This window comes from Histidinibacterium lentulum (assembly GCF_003789055.1).
Classification (GTDB): Bacteria; Pseudomonadota; Alphaproteobacteria; order Rhodobacterales; family Rhodobacteraceae; genus Oceanicola; species Oceanicola lentulus.
On sequence record NZ_ML119086.1, the window covers coordinates 104,671 to 122,584 of the forward strand.

The 17,914-nt window shown below is 71.6% G+C and carries 14 protein-coding genes; 11 read left to right on the forward strand and 3 right to left on the reverse strand.

Annotation, left to right across the window (positions count from 1 at the left end; translation table 11 throughout):
• Nucleotides 1-269: 269 nt before the first annotated feature.
• Nucleotides 270-1,793: a CRTAC1 family protein gene (locus tag EAT49_RS12795; RefSeq protein ID WP_123642728.1), complete on the forward strand. Its 1,524-nt coding sequence runs from the start codon at nt 270-272 to the stop codon at nt 1,791-1,793.
• A gap of 306 nt (nt 1,794-2,099) precedes the next feature.
• Here the strand turns inward: EAT49_RS12795 and EAT49_RS12800 are convergent, their stop codons facing one another.
• Nucleotides 2,100-3,440, reverse strand: coding sequence for a cytochrome-c peroxidase (locus tag EAT49_RS12800; RefSeq protein WP_123642729.1), 1,341 nt, complete (start codon nt 3,438-3,440; stop codon nt 2,100-2,102).
• Between the two features lie 102 nt (nt 3,441-3,542).
• Here EAT49_RS12800 and EAT49_RS12805 point away from each other — a divergent pair, with 102 nt between their 5' ends.
• The 8 genes from EAT49_RS12805 (at nt 3,543) to EAT49_RS12840 (ending at nt 13,991) form a co-directional block, all read left to right on the forward strand.
• Nucleotides 3,543-4,256, forward strand: a complete 714-nt coding sequence (locus tag EAT49_RS12805) for an ImuA family protein (RefSeq protein WP_246003843.1) — start codon at nt 3,543-3,545, stop codon at nt 4,254-4,256.
• 1 nt (nt 4,257) lies between these two features.
• On the forward strand, nt 4,258-6,123 hold the full coding sequence (locus EAT49_RS12810; RefSeq protein WP_342773825.1) for a Y-family DNA polymerase: 1,866 nt from the start codon (nt 4,258-4,260) through the stop codon (nt 6,121-6,123).
• Nucleotides 6,124-6,560: 437 nt separating this feature from the next.
• Nucleotides 6,561-9,980, forward strand: coding sequence for an error-prone DNA polymerase (locus EAT49_RS12815; RefSeq protein ID WP_123642730.1), 3,420 nt, complete (start codon nt 6,561-6,563; stop codon nt 9,978-9,980).
• A 204-nt stretch (nt 9,981-10,184) separates the two neighbouring features.
• Nucleotides 10,185-10,547, forward strand: coding sequence for a helix-turn-helix domain-containing protein (locus EAT49_RS12820; protein ID WP_123642731.1), 363 nt, complete (start codon nt 10,185-10,187; stop codon nt 10,545-10,547).
• 89 nt (nt 10,548-10,636) lie between these two features.
• Nucleotides 10,637-11,449 (forward strand): inositol monophosphatase family protein, encoded by an 813-nt coding sequence (locus tag EAT49_RS12825; protein ID WP_123642732.1) that lies wholly within the window; start codon nt 10,637-10,639, stop codon nt 11,447-11,449.
• Nucleotides 11,442-12,791, forward strand: a complete 1,350-nt coding sequence (locus tag EAT49_RS12830) for an 8-oxoguanine deaminase (RefSeq protein WP_123642733.1) — start codon at nt 11,442-11,444, stop codon at nt 12,789-12,791. The genes EAT49_RS12825 and EAT49_RS12830 overlap by 8 nt, the downstream gene beginning before the upstream one ends.
• A gap of 74 nt (nt 12,792-12,865) precedes the next feature.
• Nucleotides 12,866-13,405, forward strand: a complete 540-nt coding sequence (locus EAT49_RS12835; protein WP_185020748.1) for a CAP domain-containing protein — start codon at nt 12,866-12,868, stop codon at nt 13,403-13,405.
• A gap of 109 nt (nt 13,406-13,514) precedes the next feature.
• Nucleotides 13,515-13,991: a CAP domain-containing protein gene (locus EAT49_RS12840; protein ID WP_123642735.1), complete on the forward strand. Its 477-nt coding sequence runs from the start codon at nt 13,515-13,517 to the stop codon at nt 13,989-13,991.
• Nucleotides 13,992-13,997: 6 nt separating this feature from the next.
• Here EAT49_RS12840 and EAT49_RS12845 read toward each other — a convergent pair whose 3' ends face one another.
• Complete coding sequence (locus tag EAT49_RS12845; protein WP_123642736.1) at nt 13,998-14,447, reverse strand: hypothetical protein; 450 nt, start codon at nt 14,445-14,447, stop codon at nt 13,998-14,000.
• The gene (gene guaD, locus EAT49_RS12850; RefSeq protein WP_123642737.1) at nt 14,444-15,739 is read right to left on the reverse strand and encodes a guanine deaminase; all 1,296 of its coding nucleotides are present in this window, start codon (nt 15,737-15,739) and stop codon (nt 14,444-14,446) included. The genes EAT49_RS12845 and guaD overlap by 4 nt, the downstream gene beginning before the upstream one ends.
• Nucleotides 15,740-15,822: 83 nt before the next feature.
• Here guaD and mgtE point away from each other — a divergent pair, with 83 nt between their 5' ends.
• Complete coding sequence (mgtE, locus tag EAT49_RS12855; RefSeq protein WP_123642738.1) at nt 15,823-17,205, forward strand: magnesium transporter; 1,383 nt, start codon at nt 15,823-15,825, stop codon at nt 17,203-17,205.
• Nucleotides 17,202-17,813: a 5-formyltetrahydrofolate cyclo-ligase gene (locus EAT49_RS12860; protein WP_123642739.1), complete on the forward strand. Its 612-nt coding sequence runs from the start codon at nt 17,202-17,204 to the stop codon at nt 17,811-17,813. Before mgtE ends, EAT49_RS12860 begins: the two co-directional genes overlap by 4 nt.
• Nucleotides 17,814-17,914: the final 101 nt, after the last annotated feature.

A 17,914-nucleotide genomic window follows, 5' to 3' on the forward strand; every position in this document is an offset into this window, starting at 1 on the left:
GGGCCGCGGGGGATCGTGGCGAAGCCGCGGGTCGGGATCCGCGGGGATCGATGCAGACAGGGCCGGGGATGCGACGCCGCGCGGGACGCGATCGCGCGGCGCAGCGGGCAGCCGCCCTTGCCCGGAACGTGGCGCAGGCATCGGCCCCGGCGCCAGACTCGGCGGGCACGGAGACATCCGGACGCGCGCGCGCCGTCGCGGCGACGTCTGCCTGCTGGCCGGCTCGGGTTCGGGAGCGGGCCCTGGCCGCGATTTCGGCATTTGCCGGAATGCGGGAGGCACTACGGGGGCAACACCTCGCGCTCACGGCGGCGCTGGTGCTGGCCTCCGGCGCCGCCTCGGCGGAGATCCGGTTCGAGGACCGCTCGGACGCCCTGCCGCCCCATGCCTATTCCGGCGGTTGGGAGCATTTCGTGGGCGGCGGGCTGGCCGTGCTCGACTGCAACGATGACGCCCTGCCCGACCTCGTGGCCGCGGGCGGCACGGAGCCGCTGCGGCTCTTCGTGAACGAGGGCGCGTTCCGCTTCGCGGAGGGCGCCCTGCCCGACCTAGGAGGGACGACGGGCGCCTACCCGCTGGATCTCGACGCGGACGGCATTCTCGATCTTTACGTCATGCGGGCCGGGACGGACGTGGCGCTGCGTGGTCTCGGGGACTGCCGGTTCGAGGAGGCGACGGAGGCGCTCGGTCTGCCGGTGACCGACCGTTGGACCACCGCCTTCACCGCCTGGTGGGCAGAGGGCGACACGGCTCCGACACTGGCGGTGGGGCATTATGTGGACCGCGGTGACCCCGAGGGCCCCTTCGAGGCCTGCGACGACAACGAAATCCTGTACCCCGAACCCGGAGGCGGCTGGCGGGCGGAAACCCTCTCCCCCGGTTTCTGTCCCCTGTCCATGCTGGCCGCCCGGGATGCGCGCGGCCGGCCGACCCTGCGGCTGTCGAACGACCGTCATTACTATGTGCGCGAAGGCTCCGAGCAGATGTGGGACATCGGCGAGGCGCGCTTTCTCGGGCCCGAGGATGGCTGGCGCGGACCCCAGCTCTGGGGCATGGGCATTGCCAGCCGCGACATCACGGGCGACGGGCGGGCGGAGGTGATGCTGACTTCCATGGGCGACCAGCTCCTGCAGATCGCGAAGGAGGATGGCAGCTATGTCGCGGCGCCGTTCGAGATGGGCACGACGGCGCACCGGCCCCATGTGGGCGACGACGGGCGTCCGTCCACGGGCTGGCATGCGGAATGGGGCGACGTGGACAACGACGGGCGGGCCGATCTCTTCATCGCCAAGGGCAACGTGGACCAGATGCCCGATCTGGCGATGGAGGACCCCAACAGCCTGCTCCGGCAGGAGGCCGACAGGACGTTTTCCGAGGTCGCGGCGGCGGCGGGGGTGGCCGCAACGGAGCGCTCCCGGGGCGCGGCGCTGGCCGATCTCGACGGCGACGGGCGGCTCGATCTCGTCGTGGTGAACCGGCGCGCGCCGATGGAGCTCTACCGCAACGTGACCGAAGGCGCGGGCAGCTGGCTCACCGTGGCGCTGCGCCAGCCGGGGCCGAACCGCTTTGCCATCGGCGCGCGGGTGACCGTTGCGGCAGAGACGATGCGCGAGGAGCAGGAGATCACCGTGGGTGGCGGCCATGCCGGGGGCGAGGCGCTGCCGCTGCATTTCGGGCTGGGGTCCGCGACGGAGGCCATGGTGACGGTGACATGGCCTGACGGGACCGTCTCCGGCCCCCAGGTCGCCATCCCGGGCGAGAGTCTGACGATCGAGCGCGGCGACAGCCGCTGACCCCCTGAGCCACCCGGTCGCTGCCCCCGGAGGCCGGCGCCGGCTGCGTCCCGCCGGGCCCCTTTGCCTGCCGCCGAGGCGGACCAGCCAGAGGAGCAGCCAGCGCAGGGAGCCGGTGCCGACGCGGGGCGGGTGCCCGGCAGGACGACGCCGGAGCGGCAGGCAGAAGGGGAAGGAAATCGGGCTCATGGCGTCATCTTCGGGGATTCGGATTGACGCATCGTGAAGATCGGGCCGCCGCCGGCTGAAATCGCCGGCGCTGGCCGGGCGGGCGGGGGCCGCCGAAGGCGCAGGCGCCAGCCCGGCTCAGGGCCGCGCGACGGGGAGGCCGCTGGGCACCTCGGCGGGAATCCCCAGGCGGCCCCCGAGGGCCACTGGATCGGTCAGCGTGTCGAGAAACGCCACGAGCGCCGCGATGCGGTCATCGTCGAGCGGCGCCGCCTCGCGGCGGACGGCGGCGGCGATGGCCTGCCGTTCCGCATCGTCATCCATGATACGCCAGTCCTCCACCGCGAGGTCGGGCAGCACCGCCTGCCCCGGATCGTAACCCGCCAGCCCCGCCAGCGGGTCGGCGTGGTGCGCGAGATAGGCGCCGAGGTCGCTATAGGCGCCGGCATGGCCATAGGGCGCCGTCGCCGCCACGTTGCGCAGCGAGGGCGTGCGGAATGCGTAGGCATCCTCCTGTCGGCCCGTCACCCGCATGCGCCCGATGTCCCGGGCATGCCGCTCGAACCGTGCCGCCTTGCCGGGGCCGAGCTGCACCTCGCCCATGGCGTGAAAGCGGTGGTCGGTGAGGAACGGGCCCGCGTGGCATTCGGCGCAGCCCGCCTCGCCGTAGAACAGCGCCGCCCCCTCGGCCGCGAGCGGCGGCAGCTCCGCCTCGCCGCGCAGCCAGGCGTCGAAGGGCGCGCTGTGGGAGCGCCATTCGACATCGACAAAGACGGCGATGGCGTCGGAGATATGGGTAAAGCCGATCTCCTCGGGGGCAAGACCGTAGACCGTCCCGAACATCTCGGCATAGGCCGGGATCGCCGCGACCCGCCGCGACAGCAGGTCCCAGGCCCCGCCCGGCCCGGTGATCAGACCCTGCCGCACGGCCTGGGCGACCTCGTTCTCGGAATAATGCCCCGCCATCTCGTCGGCGGAGAGCACGGGAAACATGGTCTGCGCCGACAGCAGGCTGGCGAATCCCTGTTCCATCTCCGTGCCCATGGGCGTGCGCAGGCCCGAGGGGCGCGAGGGTTCGACCTCGATCCGTCCATCGTGAAAGAGGACGGTGAACTCTTTCGCGCCGAGGTTGAAGAGCGCCGGCGAATTGCGGGGAATCCGCTGTTCCGGCGGATTGTCCGGGTCAACGACCCGGTCCGGCCCCAGACCGGCCCCGCCGTCGCCGAGCCCGAGGCTGAGCCCGTCCGACGTACCGAAATCGGGGTGGTGGCAGGTGGCGCAGGACACCTCGCGGTTGCCCGACAGGATCGGATCGTAGAACAGCAGCTGCCCCAGCGCGGCCTCGGCGAGGTCGGCGGTGGGATAATCCGCCTCGGAGACCGGCGCGGGCAGGCCCGCGGGCCGTGCGGCCCCCTCGGCCGAGGCCAGTCCGGCCCAGCCGCAGATCAGTCCCAGAAAGGCCAGGCGGATCGCCCGCATCGCTGTCATTCCCTGTCTGTCCACCCTGCGCCGAAGGCTCTCCCAAGGGCGGGCGGGGCGCAAGGGATTTGACGAATCCCCCCGCGCTTCCTAGAACCTGACATGAGAACATTACCGGAACATTTCCAGCCCACGAAAGGACGCCCCGTGCCGCCCAAGCCCGCCTCCGCGACCGGTCCGTTGCGCGCCCGTGCGTCCTCGGGCCGGCCTGCGGCGACGCTCTCGGAGGTCTTTGCCGACAGCGCCGCCGATGCCGCGCCGACGGGCTTTGCCCTCGCGCAGCTGGAGCCTGCGCGGGGGCCGCTCCTGTGGGTCTCGGACCGGGTCACGCGCAAGGAGGCGGGGATTCCCTATCTGTCGGGGTTTCCTGCCGGATTCGAGGTGATCCGGGTCGATGTCGCGCGGCCCGTCGATGTGCTCTGGGCCGCCGAACAGGGGCTGGGCTGCCCCTCTCTCGGCGGCGTGATGGCCGAGATCTGGGGCGATCCGCCCGTGCTCGATTTCACCGCGACGAAGCGGCTCGCCCTGCGCGCCGAAACCCATGGCGTGGCCTGCTGGCTGATGCGCCGCGCCGCCACGCCCGCCCTCGGCGCGGCGCGGGAACGCTGGCGCGTGGGGGCCCTGCCCTCGGGGCGGCATCCCTGGGACGCCCGCGCCCCCGGCCAGCCGCACTGGCGGGTGGAACTCTTCCGCTCGCGCTACCGGGCGCCGGGGACCTGGGTGGCGCGCTACGACCGCGCGGCGCACCGGCTGGAGCTGGAGCACCCCATGGCGCTGCGCGGGACGGAGGCCGCAGGCGCAGGCGCGGGCGGCTGAGATGACGGAGCGGGGCACGACGGCGAGGCGCGCGCCGGGGCGGCAGGCCGTGCTGCCCTTTCCCGCCCGGCGGCCCGACCCGCCCGGCCCGGCCCGAGCAGAGCCGGACGAGCTTGCCCGCGCCATGGCGGCCCTCGCCCGGGCCATGGCGACCGAAGCAGCCCCCGCATCCGCCCGTGCCGGGACATATGCCCGGCAGGAGAGCTTCTCCCCCGTGGGCCGCCCCCGCGCGCGGCCGGCCTGGCGAGCGGGTCGCGACGGCGATGCCCCGGACCTGCGTGCGGGCGCCCTCGAGACCCGGGGCCGCGCCGCCGCGCCCCCGGCCGAACGCGACCCGCTGGCGCGGCGGATCACCTGCCTGCACCTGCCGCGCCTTTCGGTGGAACGCTGGCAGCGCTGCCTCGAGCGGCTGGGCGAGCCCCTGCCCGACGACCTGCCCGCGGCGCTGGCGGTGGACGGCCCCCACGGCCCGGTGATCCACGCGACCACCCGGGCGGCGGAGCAGGCGGGCGTGCGGCGCGGCGCGCGCGTGGTGGACATGCGCGCGCTCTGCCCCGACCTGCGCGTGGAGCATGCCGATACCCAGGGGGACCGGATGGCGCTCCAGCGGCTGATGCTCTGGTGCCGGCGCTGGTGTCCCTGGACGGCGGTCTCGGGCGAGGACAGGATCGTGATGGACACCACGGGATCCGATCACCTCCACGGCGGGGAGGCCGCGATGCTGCGCGCCATCGAGGAGGCGCTGTCGCACCTGGGGCTTTCGGCGGACCTCGCCACCGCGCCCACGCAGGGCGCGGCCTGGGCGCTGGCGCAGCTGGGCGGGGTGCGCGAGACCCTCGCGCCCGGTACGCTCGCGGCGCGAATGGCGCCGTTTCCGGTGCGGGCCCTGCGGCTCGAGGGCGAGACGGTGCTGACGCTGCAGCGGCTGGGGCTGAAGACCGTGGGCGATCTTGCCGTCGTGCCGCGCCTGTCGCTGGCGCGGCGCTTCTCGCGCGAGGCACCCTGGCGCAACCCGCTCCTGCGCCTCGACCAGATGCTGGGCCGCAGCCCCGAGCCCGTGGAGGCGCCGGACGACCCGCCGCGCTTCGCCGTGGAGACGCGCCTCGCCGAGCCGGTGGAGGACCCGACGCCGCACCTGCCGGCCCTCGCCGAGGCGCTCTGCGCGGGGCTCGCCGAGGCGGGCTTCGGCGCGCGGCGGGTGCGGCTGACGGTGTACCGCACCGATGGCGAGGTCTCCTCGGTGGAGGTGGCGCTGGCCCGGCCGAGCCGCGATTTCCGGCACATCTCTCGGCTCTTCGACGGCAAGCTCGAGCGGATCGACCCGGGCTACGGTTTCGATCTGGTGACGCTGGGCGCGGTCCATGCCGAGGACCTCTCCGAGGTGCAGACCCGGCTCGACGGGGCTGCCGAGGACGGCGCGGAGCTGGCCCGCCTCACCGACCGGCTGACGGCCCGCTTCGGCCCCGCCGTGGTGCGGCGGGCGGCGCTGCGCGAAAGTCATGTCCCCGAGCGGCGCGAGGACTGGCACGGCGCCCCGGACGCGCCATGGCCGTCCCGCCCCGGCACCGGCCCCGCCCGGCCGATGCGGCTCCTCGCGCCGGCAGAGGAGATCCGCGTGCTCTATGCCGTGCCCGAGGGCCCGCCCGCGCAGTTCGTCTGGCGCCGCCTGACCTGCCGCGTGGTGCGCTTCGCGGGACCCGAGCGGATCGCCCCCGAATGGTGGCGCGACCGCCCGGGCACGCGGCTGCGCGACTATTACCATGTGGAGGACCACGCCGGCCGCCGCATCTGGCTCTACCGGGACGGCGTGCTCGACGACGGCCGCGGGGAGACGCCGCGCTGGTTCGTGCACGGGGTCTCGGAGTGAGGCGGGCGATCCATCGGAGTGCCTGCGGCACCCATGATGCGCCCGGCCCCGCCTGCGGCGGGCCCGGGCAGGAGGGGGGCGCTGCCCCCTCCGTCGAAAGCCGATGGCTTTCGACGCCCCCGGGATATTTCAGGCCAGAAAAACGCCATGGGTGGACATCCTTTGTTAACCTCGCGCGGTCAGTCTGGCGGGGCGGTACAGGCGGGGACGCCGATGACCGCGCCAGGAAAAGGTCCCCCGGCGGTCATTGCGCCGCCGGGGGGCTTCGCGCCGCGCCCCTGCTTTTTCTGGCCTCAAATATTCCCGGGGGGAGCGGCGAAAGCGCCCTGCGCTTTCGTCGTGGGGGGCAGCGCCCCCCCACGCTGCCCGCAGTCCGCCGCAGGCGGATGCGGGCGTCTCGTGGGCGCCGCAGGCGCTCCGCATCCTAGGCCGCCGCCATGCCGGAGACCGATCATCAGCACCCGAGGCGGACGCTGCCCGAAGACGGCGAGTTCCGGCCCAACCCCCGCGCGGGCTTCGTCGAGCTCGGCCTCGCCTCCTGCTTCTCCTTCCTGCGCGGCGCCTCGGACGCGGTCGACCTCGCCCGGGAGGCCTGGGCGCTCGGCTACGACGCGCTGGGGATCGCCGATCTCAATTCCTTCGCCGGTGTCGTGCGGCTCCATACCGAGGCGAAGAAGGCCAGGCTGCGCCCGGTGATCGGCACCCGGCTCGAGCTTGTCTCGGGGGAGGTCTTCCTCGCCTATCCGCGCGACCGGGAGGCCTATGGCCGGCTTGCGCGGCTGATCTCGAAGGGACGGATGCAGGACCCCGAGGGGCGCTGGCAGCAGAAGGGCCTGTGCCAGATCACCCTCGGGGATCTCGCGGCCCATGCCGAGGGCTCGATCCTGATCGCGGTTCCCCCCGCCGATCTGGAGACTTTCGCGCGCGCCCTGCCGGGGATGGTGCGGCGCCTGCCGCAGCTCTCCCATCTGGCGGCGAGCCATCTCTACCGCGGAGATGACCGGGCGCGGATCAACCGGCTCGACGCGCTCGCCGGGCGGCACGGGCTTGCCATCCTCGCCACCAACGATGTGCTCTACCACACCCGCGCGCGCAGGCCGCTGCAGGACGTGATGACCTGCATCCGCGAAAGGACCAAGCTCGATCGCGCGGGGGTCCTTCTGGAGCAGAATGCCGAGCGGCATCTGAAAGGCCCCGCCGAGATGGCGCGGCTCTTCACCGAATGGCCCCATGCGCTCGCCGCCGCCCGCGCCGTTGCCGATGCCTGCTCCTTCGATCTGACCGAGCTGGCCTATGAATACCCGCGCGAGGTGATCCCCGAGGACCGCAGCCCGCAGGCCCATCTCGAGGCGCTGACCTGGGAGGGCGCGGCCTGGCGTTATCCCCAGGGCATTCCCGGGGAAACCCGCGCGGTACTGGAAAAGGAGCTGGCGATGATCGAGAAGCTCGACATCGCGCGCTATTTCCTGACGATCCACGACATCATCCGCTACGCGCGGCACGAGGCCTCCCCGCCGATCCTCTGCCAGGGGCGCGGCTCGGCCGCCAATTCGGCCGTCTGCTACGTCCTCGGGATCACCGCCGTGGACCCGGCGAAGCACCAGCTTCTCTTCGAGCGCTTCGTCTCGGAAGAGCGGAAGGAGCCGCCCGACATCGACGTCGATTTCGAGCACGAGCGGCGCGAGGAGGTGATCCAGCACATCTACGCCAAATACGGGCGGGAGCGCGCGGGGCTCTGCGCCACCGTCATCCATTACCGCCCCCGCTCGGCGATCCGGGAGGTGGGCAAGGTCATGGGCCTGTCCGAGGACGTCACCGGCGCGCTCGCGAAGACCGTCTGGGGGTCCTGGGGCAAGACCGTCGGCGATGCCCATGCCGCCGAGGCCGGCGTCGATCTGTCGGACCCGCTCCTGAGGAAAACGATCCTGCTCGCGCAGCAGCTCATCGGAATGCCGCGGCACCTCTCCCAGCACGTGGGCGGCTTCATCCTCACCGAACGCCCGCTGATCGAGACCGTGCCCATCGGCAACGGCGCCATGCCGGACCGCTCCTTCATCGAATGGGACAAGGACGACATCGACGCGCTGGGCATCCTCAAGGTCGATATCCTCGCGCTCGGGATGCTGACCTGCATCCGCAAGTGCTTCGATCTCATAGAGGCGCATTACGGGCAGCGCTGGACGCTGGCCACCGTGCCGAAGGAGGACGCGCGGGTCTACGACATGCTCTGCAAGGGCGACAGCGTCGGCGTCTTCCAGGTGGAGAGCCGCGCGCAGATGAACATGCTGCCGCGGCTGCGCCCCCGCGAATTCTACGATCTCGTCATCGAGGTGGCCATCGTCCGGCCCGGCCCGATCCAGGGCGACATGGTGCATCCCTACCTGCGCCGCCGGTCGGGCGAGGAGGCGGTGGAGTATCCCTCCCCCGCCCCGCCCCACGATCCGCAGGAGCTGAAGCATATCCTCGGCCGGACGCTGGGCGTGCCGATCTTTCAGGAGCAGGCGATGAAGATCGCCATCGACGCGGCCAAGTTCTCTCCCGCCGAGGCCAACGAGTTGAGAAAGGCCATGGCGACCTTCCGCTCCAAGGGCACGATCGGGGCGCTGGAGGAGAAGATGGTCGGCCGCATGGTGGCGCGCGGCTATGACGAGGACTTCGCCCGGCGCTGTTTCGACCAGATCAAGGGGTTCGGGGAATACGGCTTTCCCGAAAGCCACGCGGCGAGCTTCGCGCTGCTGGTCTATGTGTCTTCCTGGCTGAAGTGCCATTTCCCGGACGTGTTCTGCGCGGCGCTGCTGAATTCCCAGCCCATGGGCTTCTATGCCCCCGCCCAGATCGTGCGGGACGCGCGCGAACATGGCGTGGAGGTCCGCGCGCCGGACGTGAACTTCTCGGACTGGGACAGCGGGCTCGAGCCGGCGGTGCGGGGTTATGGGCCGCCTTCGACCGAAGCAGCGGATGTGCCCTCCGTAGGGTGGGTTTCCAACCCACCCGGCTCCCGGACGAACAGTGACGCCCCCGCCACCTTCGCCGTGCGTCTCGGCCTGCGGCAGGTCTCTGGGCTCAGGGAGGAGGACATCCGCCGGATGCTCTCCGTCCGCGACGCGCCCTTCCCGGACCTCGAGGCGCTGCAGCGCCTCGGCGGGCTCAAGGCGGGGCAGATCCGCAGGCTCGCGGAGGCCGACGCCATGCGCTCGATGTTCCTCGAACGCCGGCAGGCGCTCTGGGAGGCGCGGGGGCTGAGGGACGCGCCCGACCTGCCGCTCTTCCGCGACATGCGCGACGAGGGCGCCGAAAGGCCTGTCCCCCTTCCCGCCATGCCGGTCTGCGAGCAGGTGGTCGCCGACTACCAGACCCTGCGTCTGAGCCTGAAGGCCCATCCCATGGCCTTCCTGCGCAAATCCCTGACCCGGCAGGGCTATACCTCGACGAAGACCCTTCAGCAGAGCCGCAACCGCCAGTCCGTGAAGCTCGCCGGGCTCGTGCTGATCCGCCAGCGGCCGGGCAGCGCCAAGGGCGTCTGCTTCGTCACGCTGGAGGATGAGTTCGGCACCGCGAACCTCGTGATCTGGCCCAAGGTGCTGGAGACCTTCCGCAAGGTGGTGATGCAGGCGCGGCTGATGGTGATCCACGGCTACGTGCAGCGCGACGTGGAGATCATCCACGTCGTGGCCCGCAGGCTCGAGGACCGCTCCGACGCGCTCTTGCGGCTGGCGCCGGACGGGCTGGCGCCTGCGATGGCGCGGGCGGACGAGGTCAACCGTCCCGTGCAGGGCAGCGCCCGCTCGCCCGAGCCGCCGACGCTGGGTCATCCACGGGACGTGCGGATCATCCCGAAGAGCCGCGACTTTCACTGAAGGCGAGAACTGTGAAGCGGGATTACACCTCCGATCGTACAACCTCTGGTCGAACAATACACGCACTGATTGACTATCTTTTAGGTTAGGTGCCGCCATGCAACCGTTGCGTGTCCACCGGCAATCTGGTGCACCTGTTGATCAGCACGCGCCCGTTGCCGTGCCGGTTGGCCCGGCGGGGCGTTGCAGGGAAAGGTTCAGGTCATGAAACACCCCATTGATGTACATGTGGGCAAGCGCATCCGGCATCGTCGCTGGATGGTCGGCACCACGCAGCAGCAGCTGGCCGAGAAGGTCGGGATCAAGTTCCAGCAGATCCAGAAATACGAGACCGGAATGAACCGGGTCAGCGCGTCCCGGCTGTGGGACATCGCCCATGCGCTCGGCGTGCCGGTGTCCTTCTTCTTCGACGGGATCGAGGACGCACCGGTCCCGGCCTCGGACATGCCCGGCGATCTTCTGAGCGACCGCGAGGCGCTGGAGCTGCTGCGGTCCTATTACGCGATGCCTGAGAATCAGCGCAAACAGCTCTTCGAACTGGCCCGCGTCCTCAGCCAGGCGGCCTGACGACCCCTGCGCCTTTCCCATCGCGGCAGGCCGCGCTATCCGGGGCCGGCGGTCCGATGCGAGGCCGCCCGAACGCGAAGGGAAGAGGCATGGCACGGCTGACCGAGGCCGAAGCACGGCAGATCATCGACACGGCGCGGGCCTGCGCCGAGGCCGCACGGGCGGAGACCCTGGCCCACTTCCGCACCGCGATGTCCGGGGACGAAACGAAATCCGCCACCGCCTATGATCCGGTCACAGAGGCCGACCGCGCCGCCGAGCGGGCGATGCGCGCCATCCTCGCGAATGAACGCCCGAACGACGCGATCATGGGCGAGGAATACGGCCGGGAGACGGGCATCTCAGGGCTGACGTGGGTGCTCGACCCGATCGACGGCACACGCGGCTTTCTCGCCGGCACGCCCACCTGGGGCGTGTTGATCTCGGTCGCGGATGCGGGCGGCCCGCTATTCGGGATCATCGACCAGCCCTATATCGGAGAGCGGTTTGAGGGCGGGCTGGGGCTCGCACGGCTTCTTGGGCCCCACGGCGAGAGCCGCCTTGCCACCCGCGCGCCACGCCCCCTTTCGGAGGCGACGCTGTTCTCCACCTTTCCCGAGGTCGGCAGCCCGGCGGAGGCGCGGGCCTTTCACGCGGTCGCGGGCGCCGCGCGGCTGACGCGCTACGGGATGGACTGCTACGCTTACGGGCTGGTGGCCCTGGGACAGGCCGACCTCGTGATCGAGGCAGGGCTTCAGGCCTATGATATCCATGCCCCCGTCGCGGTGATCGAGGCCGCGGGCGGGATCGTCACCGACTGGCAGGGAGAGCCCGCGCAGGACGGCGGGCAGGTGATCGCCGCGGCCAATGCCGCCATCCATGCCGAGGCGCTGGAGCGGCTTCAGGCGGCGCTCGATGACTGAGCGTCTGATCCGGGGCGGCCACGTCCTGACCATGGATGACGGCCCCGGAGAGGCGGGCCGCGAGGGCGTGCTCGACATCCTGATCCGGGACGGCGTCATCGCGGAGGTCGCGGAGGGCATTGCCCCGCCCGAAGGCGCGGAGGTTCTGGAGGCGGCGGGCTCCATCGTCACGCCGGGCCTCGTGAACACCCATCACCACCTCTACCAGACCCTGACCCGCGCCGTGCCCGGGGCGCAGGACGCGCTCCTCTTCGGCTGGCTCCGGACGCTCTACCCGATCTGGGCGCGCTTCGGCCCCGAGGAGATGCATGTCGCGACGCTGACGGGCCTCGCGGAGCTGGCGCTCTCGGGCTGCACGCTGTCGGCGGATCATCTCTATCTCTACCCGAACGGCGCGCGGCTCGACGACACGATCGCCGCGGCGCAGGAGATCGGCCTCAGGTTCCACCCCACACGAGGCGCCATGTCCATCGGCGAGAGCGCAGGGGGCCTGCCTCCGGACCGCCTCGTTCAGCCCGAGGCCGCGATCCTCGACGACATGATCCGGGTGGTCGACCGCTTCCACGACCCCTCCCCCGGCGCAATGGTGCGTGTGGGCCTCGCTCCATGTTCGCCCTTTTCCGTCAGCCGCGAGCTGATGCGCGACACGGCCCTGCTGGCGCGGGACAAGGGCGTTATGCTGCACACGCATCTGGCCGAGAACGACGAGGACGTGGCCTTTTCGCTGGAAAGGTTCGGCTGCCGGCCCGGGACCTATGCCGAGGAGCTGGGCTGGACCGGCGCGGATGTCTGGCACGCCCATTGCGTGAAGCTCGACGCGGCCGAGATCGATCTCTTCGCCGCCACGCGGACGGGCGTCGCGCATTGCCCCTGTTCCAACTGCCGTCTCGGCTCGGGCATCGCGCCCCTGCGTGCGATGCTGGATGCGGGCGTGTCCGTCGGGCTCGGCGTGGACGGCTCGGCCTCCAACGACCGGGCGAGCCTGATCGGCGAAGCGCGGCAGGCCATGCTGCTGCAGCGCGTCGCGCGCGGGGCGGACGCGCTCTCCGCGCGCGCGGCGCTGCGGCTCGCAACCCGCGGCGGCGCGGAGGTGCTGGGCCGGGGCACCGAGTGCGGCCGCATCGCGCCCGGCTGGCGCGCCGATATCGCGGTCTGGGACGGCTCGTCCCTCTCCGGCGCGGGAAGCTGGGACCCCGCCGCGATTCCCCTCGCCGGCCCGGACCGGGTTCGTGACCTTTTCGTGGACGGCCGCCCGATTGTGGCCGGCGGCGAGATCAAAACCATCGACCTCGCCGCAACCGTTTCCAGGGCGGGAACCCTCGCCCGCAATCTTGCCCGCTAACCATCCCCGGCACGGCCCATTCGTGTCGCATTGGAATGGTCGAAAGGTCCCGTAGCAAATGGGGATCTGCTCACATGAGACTGCCACTCTTCGCAGCCGCCCTCGCCGTATCCGCCTGCAGCTCCGGCTCAGGCACTGGCGGCGGGGCAGGCGACACCCTCGCCGCCGACGCCCTCGCGCAGGCGGCCAGCCGGCCCGATGTCCAGTCGAGCTTCGCCACCGCCATCACCGAAGTCGAACGGACCGAGTTCGGCATGCTGCTCAACGATGTGCGCGGCGAGCTGCAACTGGTGACGGCCCATGACATCCTCAACGACGTGGCGCAGTCCTACACCGCCGACATCGTGGGGAACGGCCGGACCATCGCCTCCGGCGACAACCTGCACATCGGACTCGACGGCAGCACCATCGCCACGCGCGCACTGGGCGCCGGCTACGATTACTCGTGGATCGGCGAGAACATCGCGCAGGGCTACGATACCGGCGACGAGGCGATGGAGGCCTGGCTCGACAGCAGGAGCCACCGTGCGGTGATCCTCGCGCCCCAGGCCGAGGACTTCGGCATCGGGCGCACCGACGATACCTGGGTGCTGATCATGGGCGCCGAACGCTGAGCCTTCCCGGCGCGGGGTGGCGGGCGACCGCCGATTCGTCCGGAGCGGGGCTGCGCCCGCGCTCCGGATCGGGTTAGACCGCCTCGAACCGGAGGGGACCCTGGTCACCATGCGCCTTGTCTTGCCCGCCCTCATCGCGAGCCTCGCCCTGACCGCCTGCGCGCCCGCGCCGGCGCCTGGCGGAGGCGCGCCCGCATCCGCCGTCACGGCCCCCGGCCGAACCGCCTCCGCCCTGCCGCCGGAGCTGACCGCCGCCCGGGCGCGCACCGGAGCCCCGCCGCTGCGCCGCGCCCCGGTGCTCGATGCGGTCGCGCGCCGCCATGCCGACTGGATCGCGGCCACCGGCGCTTACGGACACCGCGGCGCGGGCGGCAGCCGGGCGGCGGACCGCGTCTCGGCCGCGGGCTATTGCTGGGGCGCCCTCGGGGAGAACATCGCCTACGGCATCCCGTCCAGAGAGGCGGCTTTCGCGGGCTGGCTCGCCTCCCCCGCGCACCGGCGCAACCTGCTGATGCCGGGCTTCACCGACTACGGCCTCGCCGGGGCGGAAGGCTACTGGGTCATGGTCCTCGCGCGGCCCTGCTGAGCCTCGTCAGCCCCTGTAGCGCTGCGGCGTGGTCGCGGCCACGACCATCAGCAGCACACCCGCCCCGAGATAGATCCAGACGCCGACACCCATGAGTTCCCTCAGCTGACCCGCCTCTCCCGGCACCCGGCCGAGAAGCTCCACCACCCGGTCCCGCGCAGTGAACACCGCCCCGCCCATCGCCACCGGGGGCATCAGGCCGGCAAGGATCGCCACCGGCCGCACGAGGCCCCCGAGGTTCAGCAGCGTGGAGACCGCCGCCACCGGAAAGCTGAGCACGAAGACCCAGAGGCTCCAGTGCAGGTCGCCGCCCCGGAGCGCGTCCCAGACCGCCGCGGAATTGCGCTCGAAGAGGTCCCACAGCGTGACCTGGTAGATCACCGGGATATCGACCCAGTAGAAGAAGGCGCTGGCGAGGATGCCCGCGCTCAGGACCGCCGCCGGGATGCCGCTCATGGTCTCTCCTCCTCCACCTCGCGCCCGCCGATCCAGACCGACAGGACCGCGCGGTCGTCGCCCATCATGATCGTGGGAAAGAGCATGTCCCAGAAACTCTCCGCCCGCGCCGCCCGCTGCGCGATGGCGGGGGTGGAGGCCAGATCGAGCACCACGAGATCGGCCTCCGCGCCCTCGGCGAGGCGGCCCACGACGCCGCCGAGATGCAGCGCGCGCGCCGATCCCTCGGTGGCGAGCCACATCAGCTCGGCGGGATGGAGCGCGGCGCCCCTCAGCTGGGCGATCTCGTAGGCCGCCGCCATGGTGCGCAGCATGGAAAAGGACGACCCGCCCCCCGTGTCCGTGGCGAGGCCGACCGCCAGGCGGCGGGCAAGGCCCATGTCGAAGAGCCCCGATCCGATGAAGGCGTTCGAGGTCGGGCAATGCACCACCGCCGCGCCGACTTCGGCGAGCCGGTCGATCTCCCTCGGCTCGAGGTGGATCGCATGGCCATAGACCCCCCTCTCCCCAAGGAGACCGTACCGCTCGTAGGTGTCGAGATAGTCCCGCGCGTCGGGGAAAAGCTCCCGGACCCAGGCCACCTCGTCGGTCTGCTCGCTCAGGTGGGTCTGCATCAGGCAGGTGGGGTTGGCGGCCCAGAGCGCGCCCAGCGCCTCGAGCTGCTCGGGGCTCGAGGTCGGCGAGAAGCGCGGCGTGATCGCATAGGTGGCCCGGCCCCTGCCGTGCCACTTGGTGATCAGCGTGTGGCTCTCGTCATGGGCCGAGCGCGGATCGTCGCGCAGATCGCCGGGCGCGTTGCGGTCCATGCAGGTGCGCCCCGCCACGACGCGCATCCCCCGCGCGGCGGCCGCCTCGAAGAAGATATCCGCCGAATGCAGATGGATCGTGCAGAAGGAGGCCAGCGTCGTGGTGCCGTGGGCCACGGCCAGATCGAGCGTCATCTCCGCCGCCTCGCCCGCCACCGCCGGATTGGCGAGCCGCGCCTCCTGCGGAAAGGTATAGCCGTTGAGCCAGTCGATCAGCCGCTTGCCCCAGGAGGCGACGATGGGCGTCTGCGGATAATGCATGTGCGCATCGACGAATCCCGGAGAGATCAGCGCCTGCCCGTAGTCATGGACCCGCGCCTGCGGATGGGCGGCGCGCAGCGCGTCCGCCTCGCCCACCGCGCGGATGCGGCCCCGATCCACCAGCACCCCGCCGCGGCGACGATGCACCGCCACCTCCTCCCAGGGCGCCGCGAAGGGATCGCCGGTGAAGCCGAGGGTCTGACCCAGAAGGAGATCGCCAGTCATGGGGCGGACCCTATGGCGGGACGGATGCCGCGTAAATCGGGCTTTCACTTGTGGACCGGGCTGACCGGCCTATGGTGCCGGTCATGGAACCGGAAGTCCTTCTCGACCCCCAGGGCGACGACGCCTACGCGCTCCGCCCGCAGCTCTTCATCGAGCTCCGCGCGGCGCTCGAGGCGCGGGACGCCGCGACCATCGACCGGCTCATGGAGCCGCTGCACGCCGCCGATATCGCCGATCTCCTCGAACAGATCGAGAGCCACGAGCGCCGGACGCTGATCGAGATCTGGCACGGCGGCATCGACGGCGAGATCCTCAGCGAGATAGCCGACACGATCCGCGAGGAAGTGCTGGGCTATCTCTCCCCCGAGCAGCTCACCCAGGCGGTTCGCGAGCTCGAGTCCGACGACGTGGTCGATCTCGTCGAGTACCTCGACGAGGAGAGCCAGGAGGCGGTGCTCGACACGCTCAGCCCGCTCGACCGGGTCGCGGTGGAAAAGGCGCTCTCCTGGCCCGAGGAAAGCGCCGGCCGGCTGATGCAGGTGGAGGTGGTGCGCGCGCCGCAGCACTGGACCGTGGGCGAGATGATCGACTTCCTGCGCGCCCATCCCGACGAACTGCCGGACCAGTTCTACCACGTCATCCTCGTCGATCCGCGGATGAAGCCGGTGGGCAACGTCACGCTCGGGCGGATGATGTCCTCGCGCCGCTATGTGAAACTCTGGGACATCCGCGAGGAGACCTTCCGTACCATCCCCGCGAGCCAGGACGAGGGCGAGGTGGCCTATGCGTTCAACCAGTATCACCTGATCTCGGCGCCCGTCGTGGATGACGACGGGCGGCTCGTCGGCGTCATCACCATCGACGACGCGATGATCGTCCTGTCCGAGGAACACGAGGAGGACATCCTGCGCCTGGCCGGCGTGGGCGAGACCACCGTCGCGGACAAGGTCTGGCCCACGACGAAACGCCGCCTGCCCTGGCTTGCGGTGAACCTCGCCACGGCGATCCTCGCGAGCCTCGTGATCTCTCTCTTCGAGGAGGCGATCGCGGGCTATGTGGCGCTCGCCGTGCTGATGCCCATCGTGGCCTCGATGGGCGGCAACGCGGGCACCCAGACCCTGACCGTGGCGGTGCGCGCCATCGCCACGAAGGACCTCACCGGCTCCAACGCCTGGCGGGTGATCCGGCGCGAGGTTCTCGTGGGCCTGCTCAACGGCATCGCCTTCGGGCTGGTGATGGGGGTCATCGGCGTGCTGTGGTTCGGCGGGCCGATGCTGGGCGTCGTGATCGCGGTGGCCATGGTGGCGAACCTGCTGGTGGCGGGCCTCGCAGGGACCGTGGTGCCGCTCGCGCTGGAGAAGGCGGGGGTGGACCCGGCGCTCGCCTCGGGAACCTTCGTGACCACGGTGACCGACGTGGTGGGCTTCTTCGTCTTCCTCGGCCTCGGCGCGGCGATCCTGCTGTGAGCGGGGAGGAGGAGCCCGGACCTCCGGCGAGCAGTGCGACGCCGGACGCGGTCCGCGCCGCCAAGACGGCTGCCCGCCGCGCCGCCTTCGCCCGCCGCGCCGCGGCCCATGCCGAGGCTCCGGACGATGCCTGCGCGCCGCTGATCGAAGCGTTGGCCGCCCATCGCGGCCGGCCGCTCTCCGGCTACATGCCGATCCGCACCGAGATCGACCCCCGCCCCGCCATGGCCCTCGCCGCCCGCCACGGTTCGGTCGGCGTCCCGGTGATCCGCGCGAAGGGCGCTCCGCTCGACTTCCATCTCTGGACCCCGGACACGCCCATGGTCCCCGGCCCCTTCGGCGCCATGGTCCCCAGAGAGCCCCGGCCCATGACCCCAGAGGTCCTGATCGTCCCGCTCGCGGCCTTCACCCGCGCAGGCTTCCGCCTGGGCTACGGCGGCGGCTTCTACGACCGCACCCTCGCCGCGCTCCGCGCCCGCGGCCCGGTCCTCGCCATCGGCTTCGCCTATGCCGCCCAGGAAACCGAGACGCTGCCGCTCGAGCCCTTCGACGCCCCCCTCGACCTTGTCGTCACCGAAACCGAGGTCATCCTGCCCTCCCCCTCCTGAACTCGCCCACGGGCGCCGGGCCGCACCCCCGGGCCACCCCTCCGCGCCATTGGTCCGAGAGGCGATGGCGACGGGGCAGAGCCCCCGGCGGGTCGCCGTGC

Bases quoted from the DNA above. Each gene is read 5' to 3' on its own strand.
- EAT49_RS12795 (WP_123642728.1), top strand. From the start codon at position 270: ATGCGGGAGGCACTACGGGGGCAACACCTCGCGCTCACGGCGGCGCTG.
- EAT49_RS12800 (WP_123642729.1), bottom strand. From the start codon at position 3,440: ATGCGGGCGATCCGCCTGGCCTTTCTGGGACTGATCTGCGGCTGGGCC.
- EAT49_RS12805 (WP_246003843.1), top strand. From the start codon at position 3,543: ATGAGAACATTACCGGAACATTTCCAGCCCACGAAAGGACGCCCCGTG.
- EAT49_RS12810 (WP_342773825.1), top strand. From the start codon at position 4,258: ATGACGGAGCGGGGCACGACGGCGAGGCGCGCGCCGGGGCGGCAGGCC.
- EAT49_RS12815 (WP_123642730.1), top strand. From the start codon at position 6,561: ATGCCGGAGACCGATCATCAGCACCCGAGGCGGACGCTGCCCGAAGAC.
- EAT49_RS12820 (WP_123642731.1), top strand. From the start codon at position 10,185: ATGAAACACCCCATTGATGTACATGTGGGCAAGCGCATCCGGCATCGT.
- EAT49_RS12825 (WP_123642732.1), top strand. From the start codon at position 10,637: ATGGCACGGCTGACCGAGGCCGAAGCACGGCAGATCATCGACACGGCG.
- EAT49_RS12830 (WP_123642733.1), top strand. From the start codon at position 11,442: ATGACTGAGCGTCTGATCCGGGGCGGCCACGTCCTGACCATGGATGAC.
- EAT49_RS12835 (WP_185020748.1), top strand. From the start codon at position 12,866: ATGAGACTGCCACTCTTCGCAGCCGCCCTCGCCGTATCCGCCTGCAGC.
- EAT49_RS12840 (WP_123642735.1), top strand. From the start codon at position 13,515: ATGCGCCTTGTCTTGCCCGCCCTCATCGCGAGCCTCGCCCTGACCGCC.
- EAT49_RS12845 (WP_123642736.1), bottom strand. From the start codon at position 14,447: ATGAGCGGCATCCCGGCGGCGGTCCTGAGCGCGGGCATCCTCGCCAGC.
- guaD (WP_123642737.1), bottom strand. From the start codon at position 15,739: ATGACTGGCGATCTCCTTCTGGGTCAGACCCTCGGCTTCACCGGCGAT.
- mgtE (WP_123642738.1), top strand. From the start codon at position 15,823: ATGGAACCGGAAGTCCTTCTCGACCCCCAGGGCGACGACGCCTACGCG.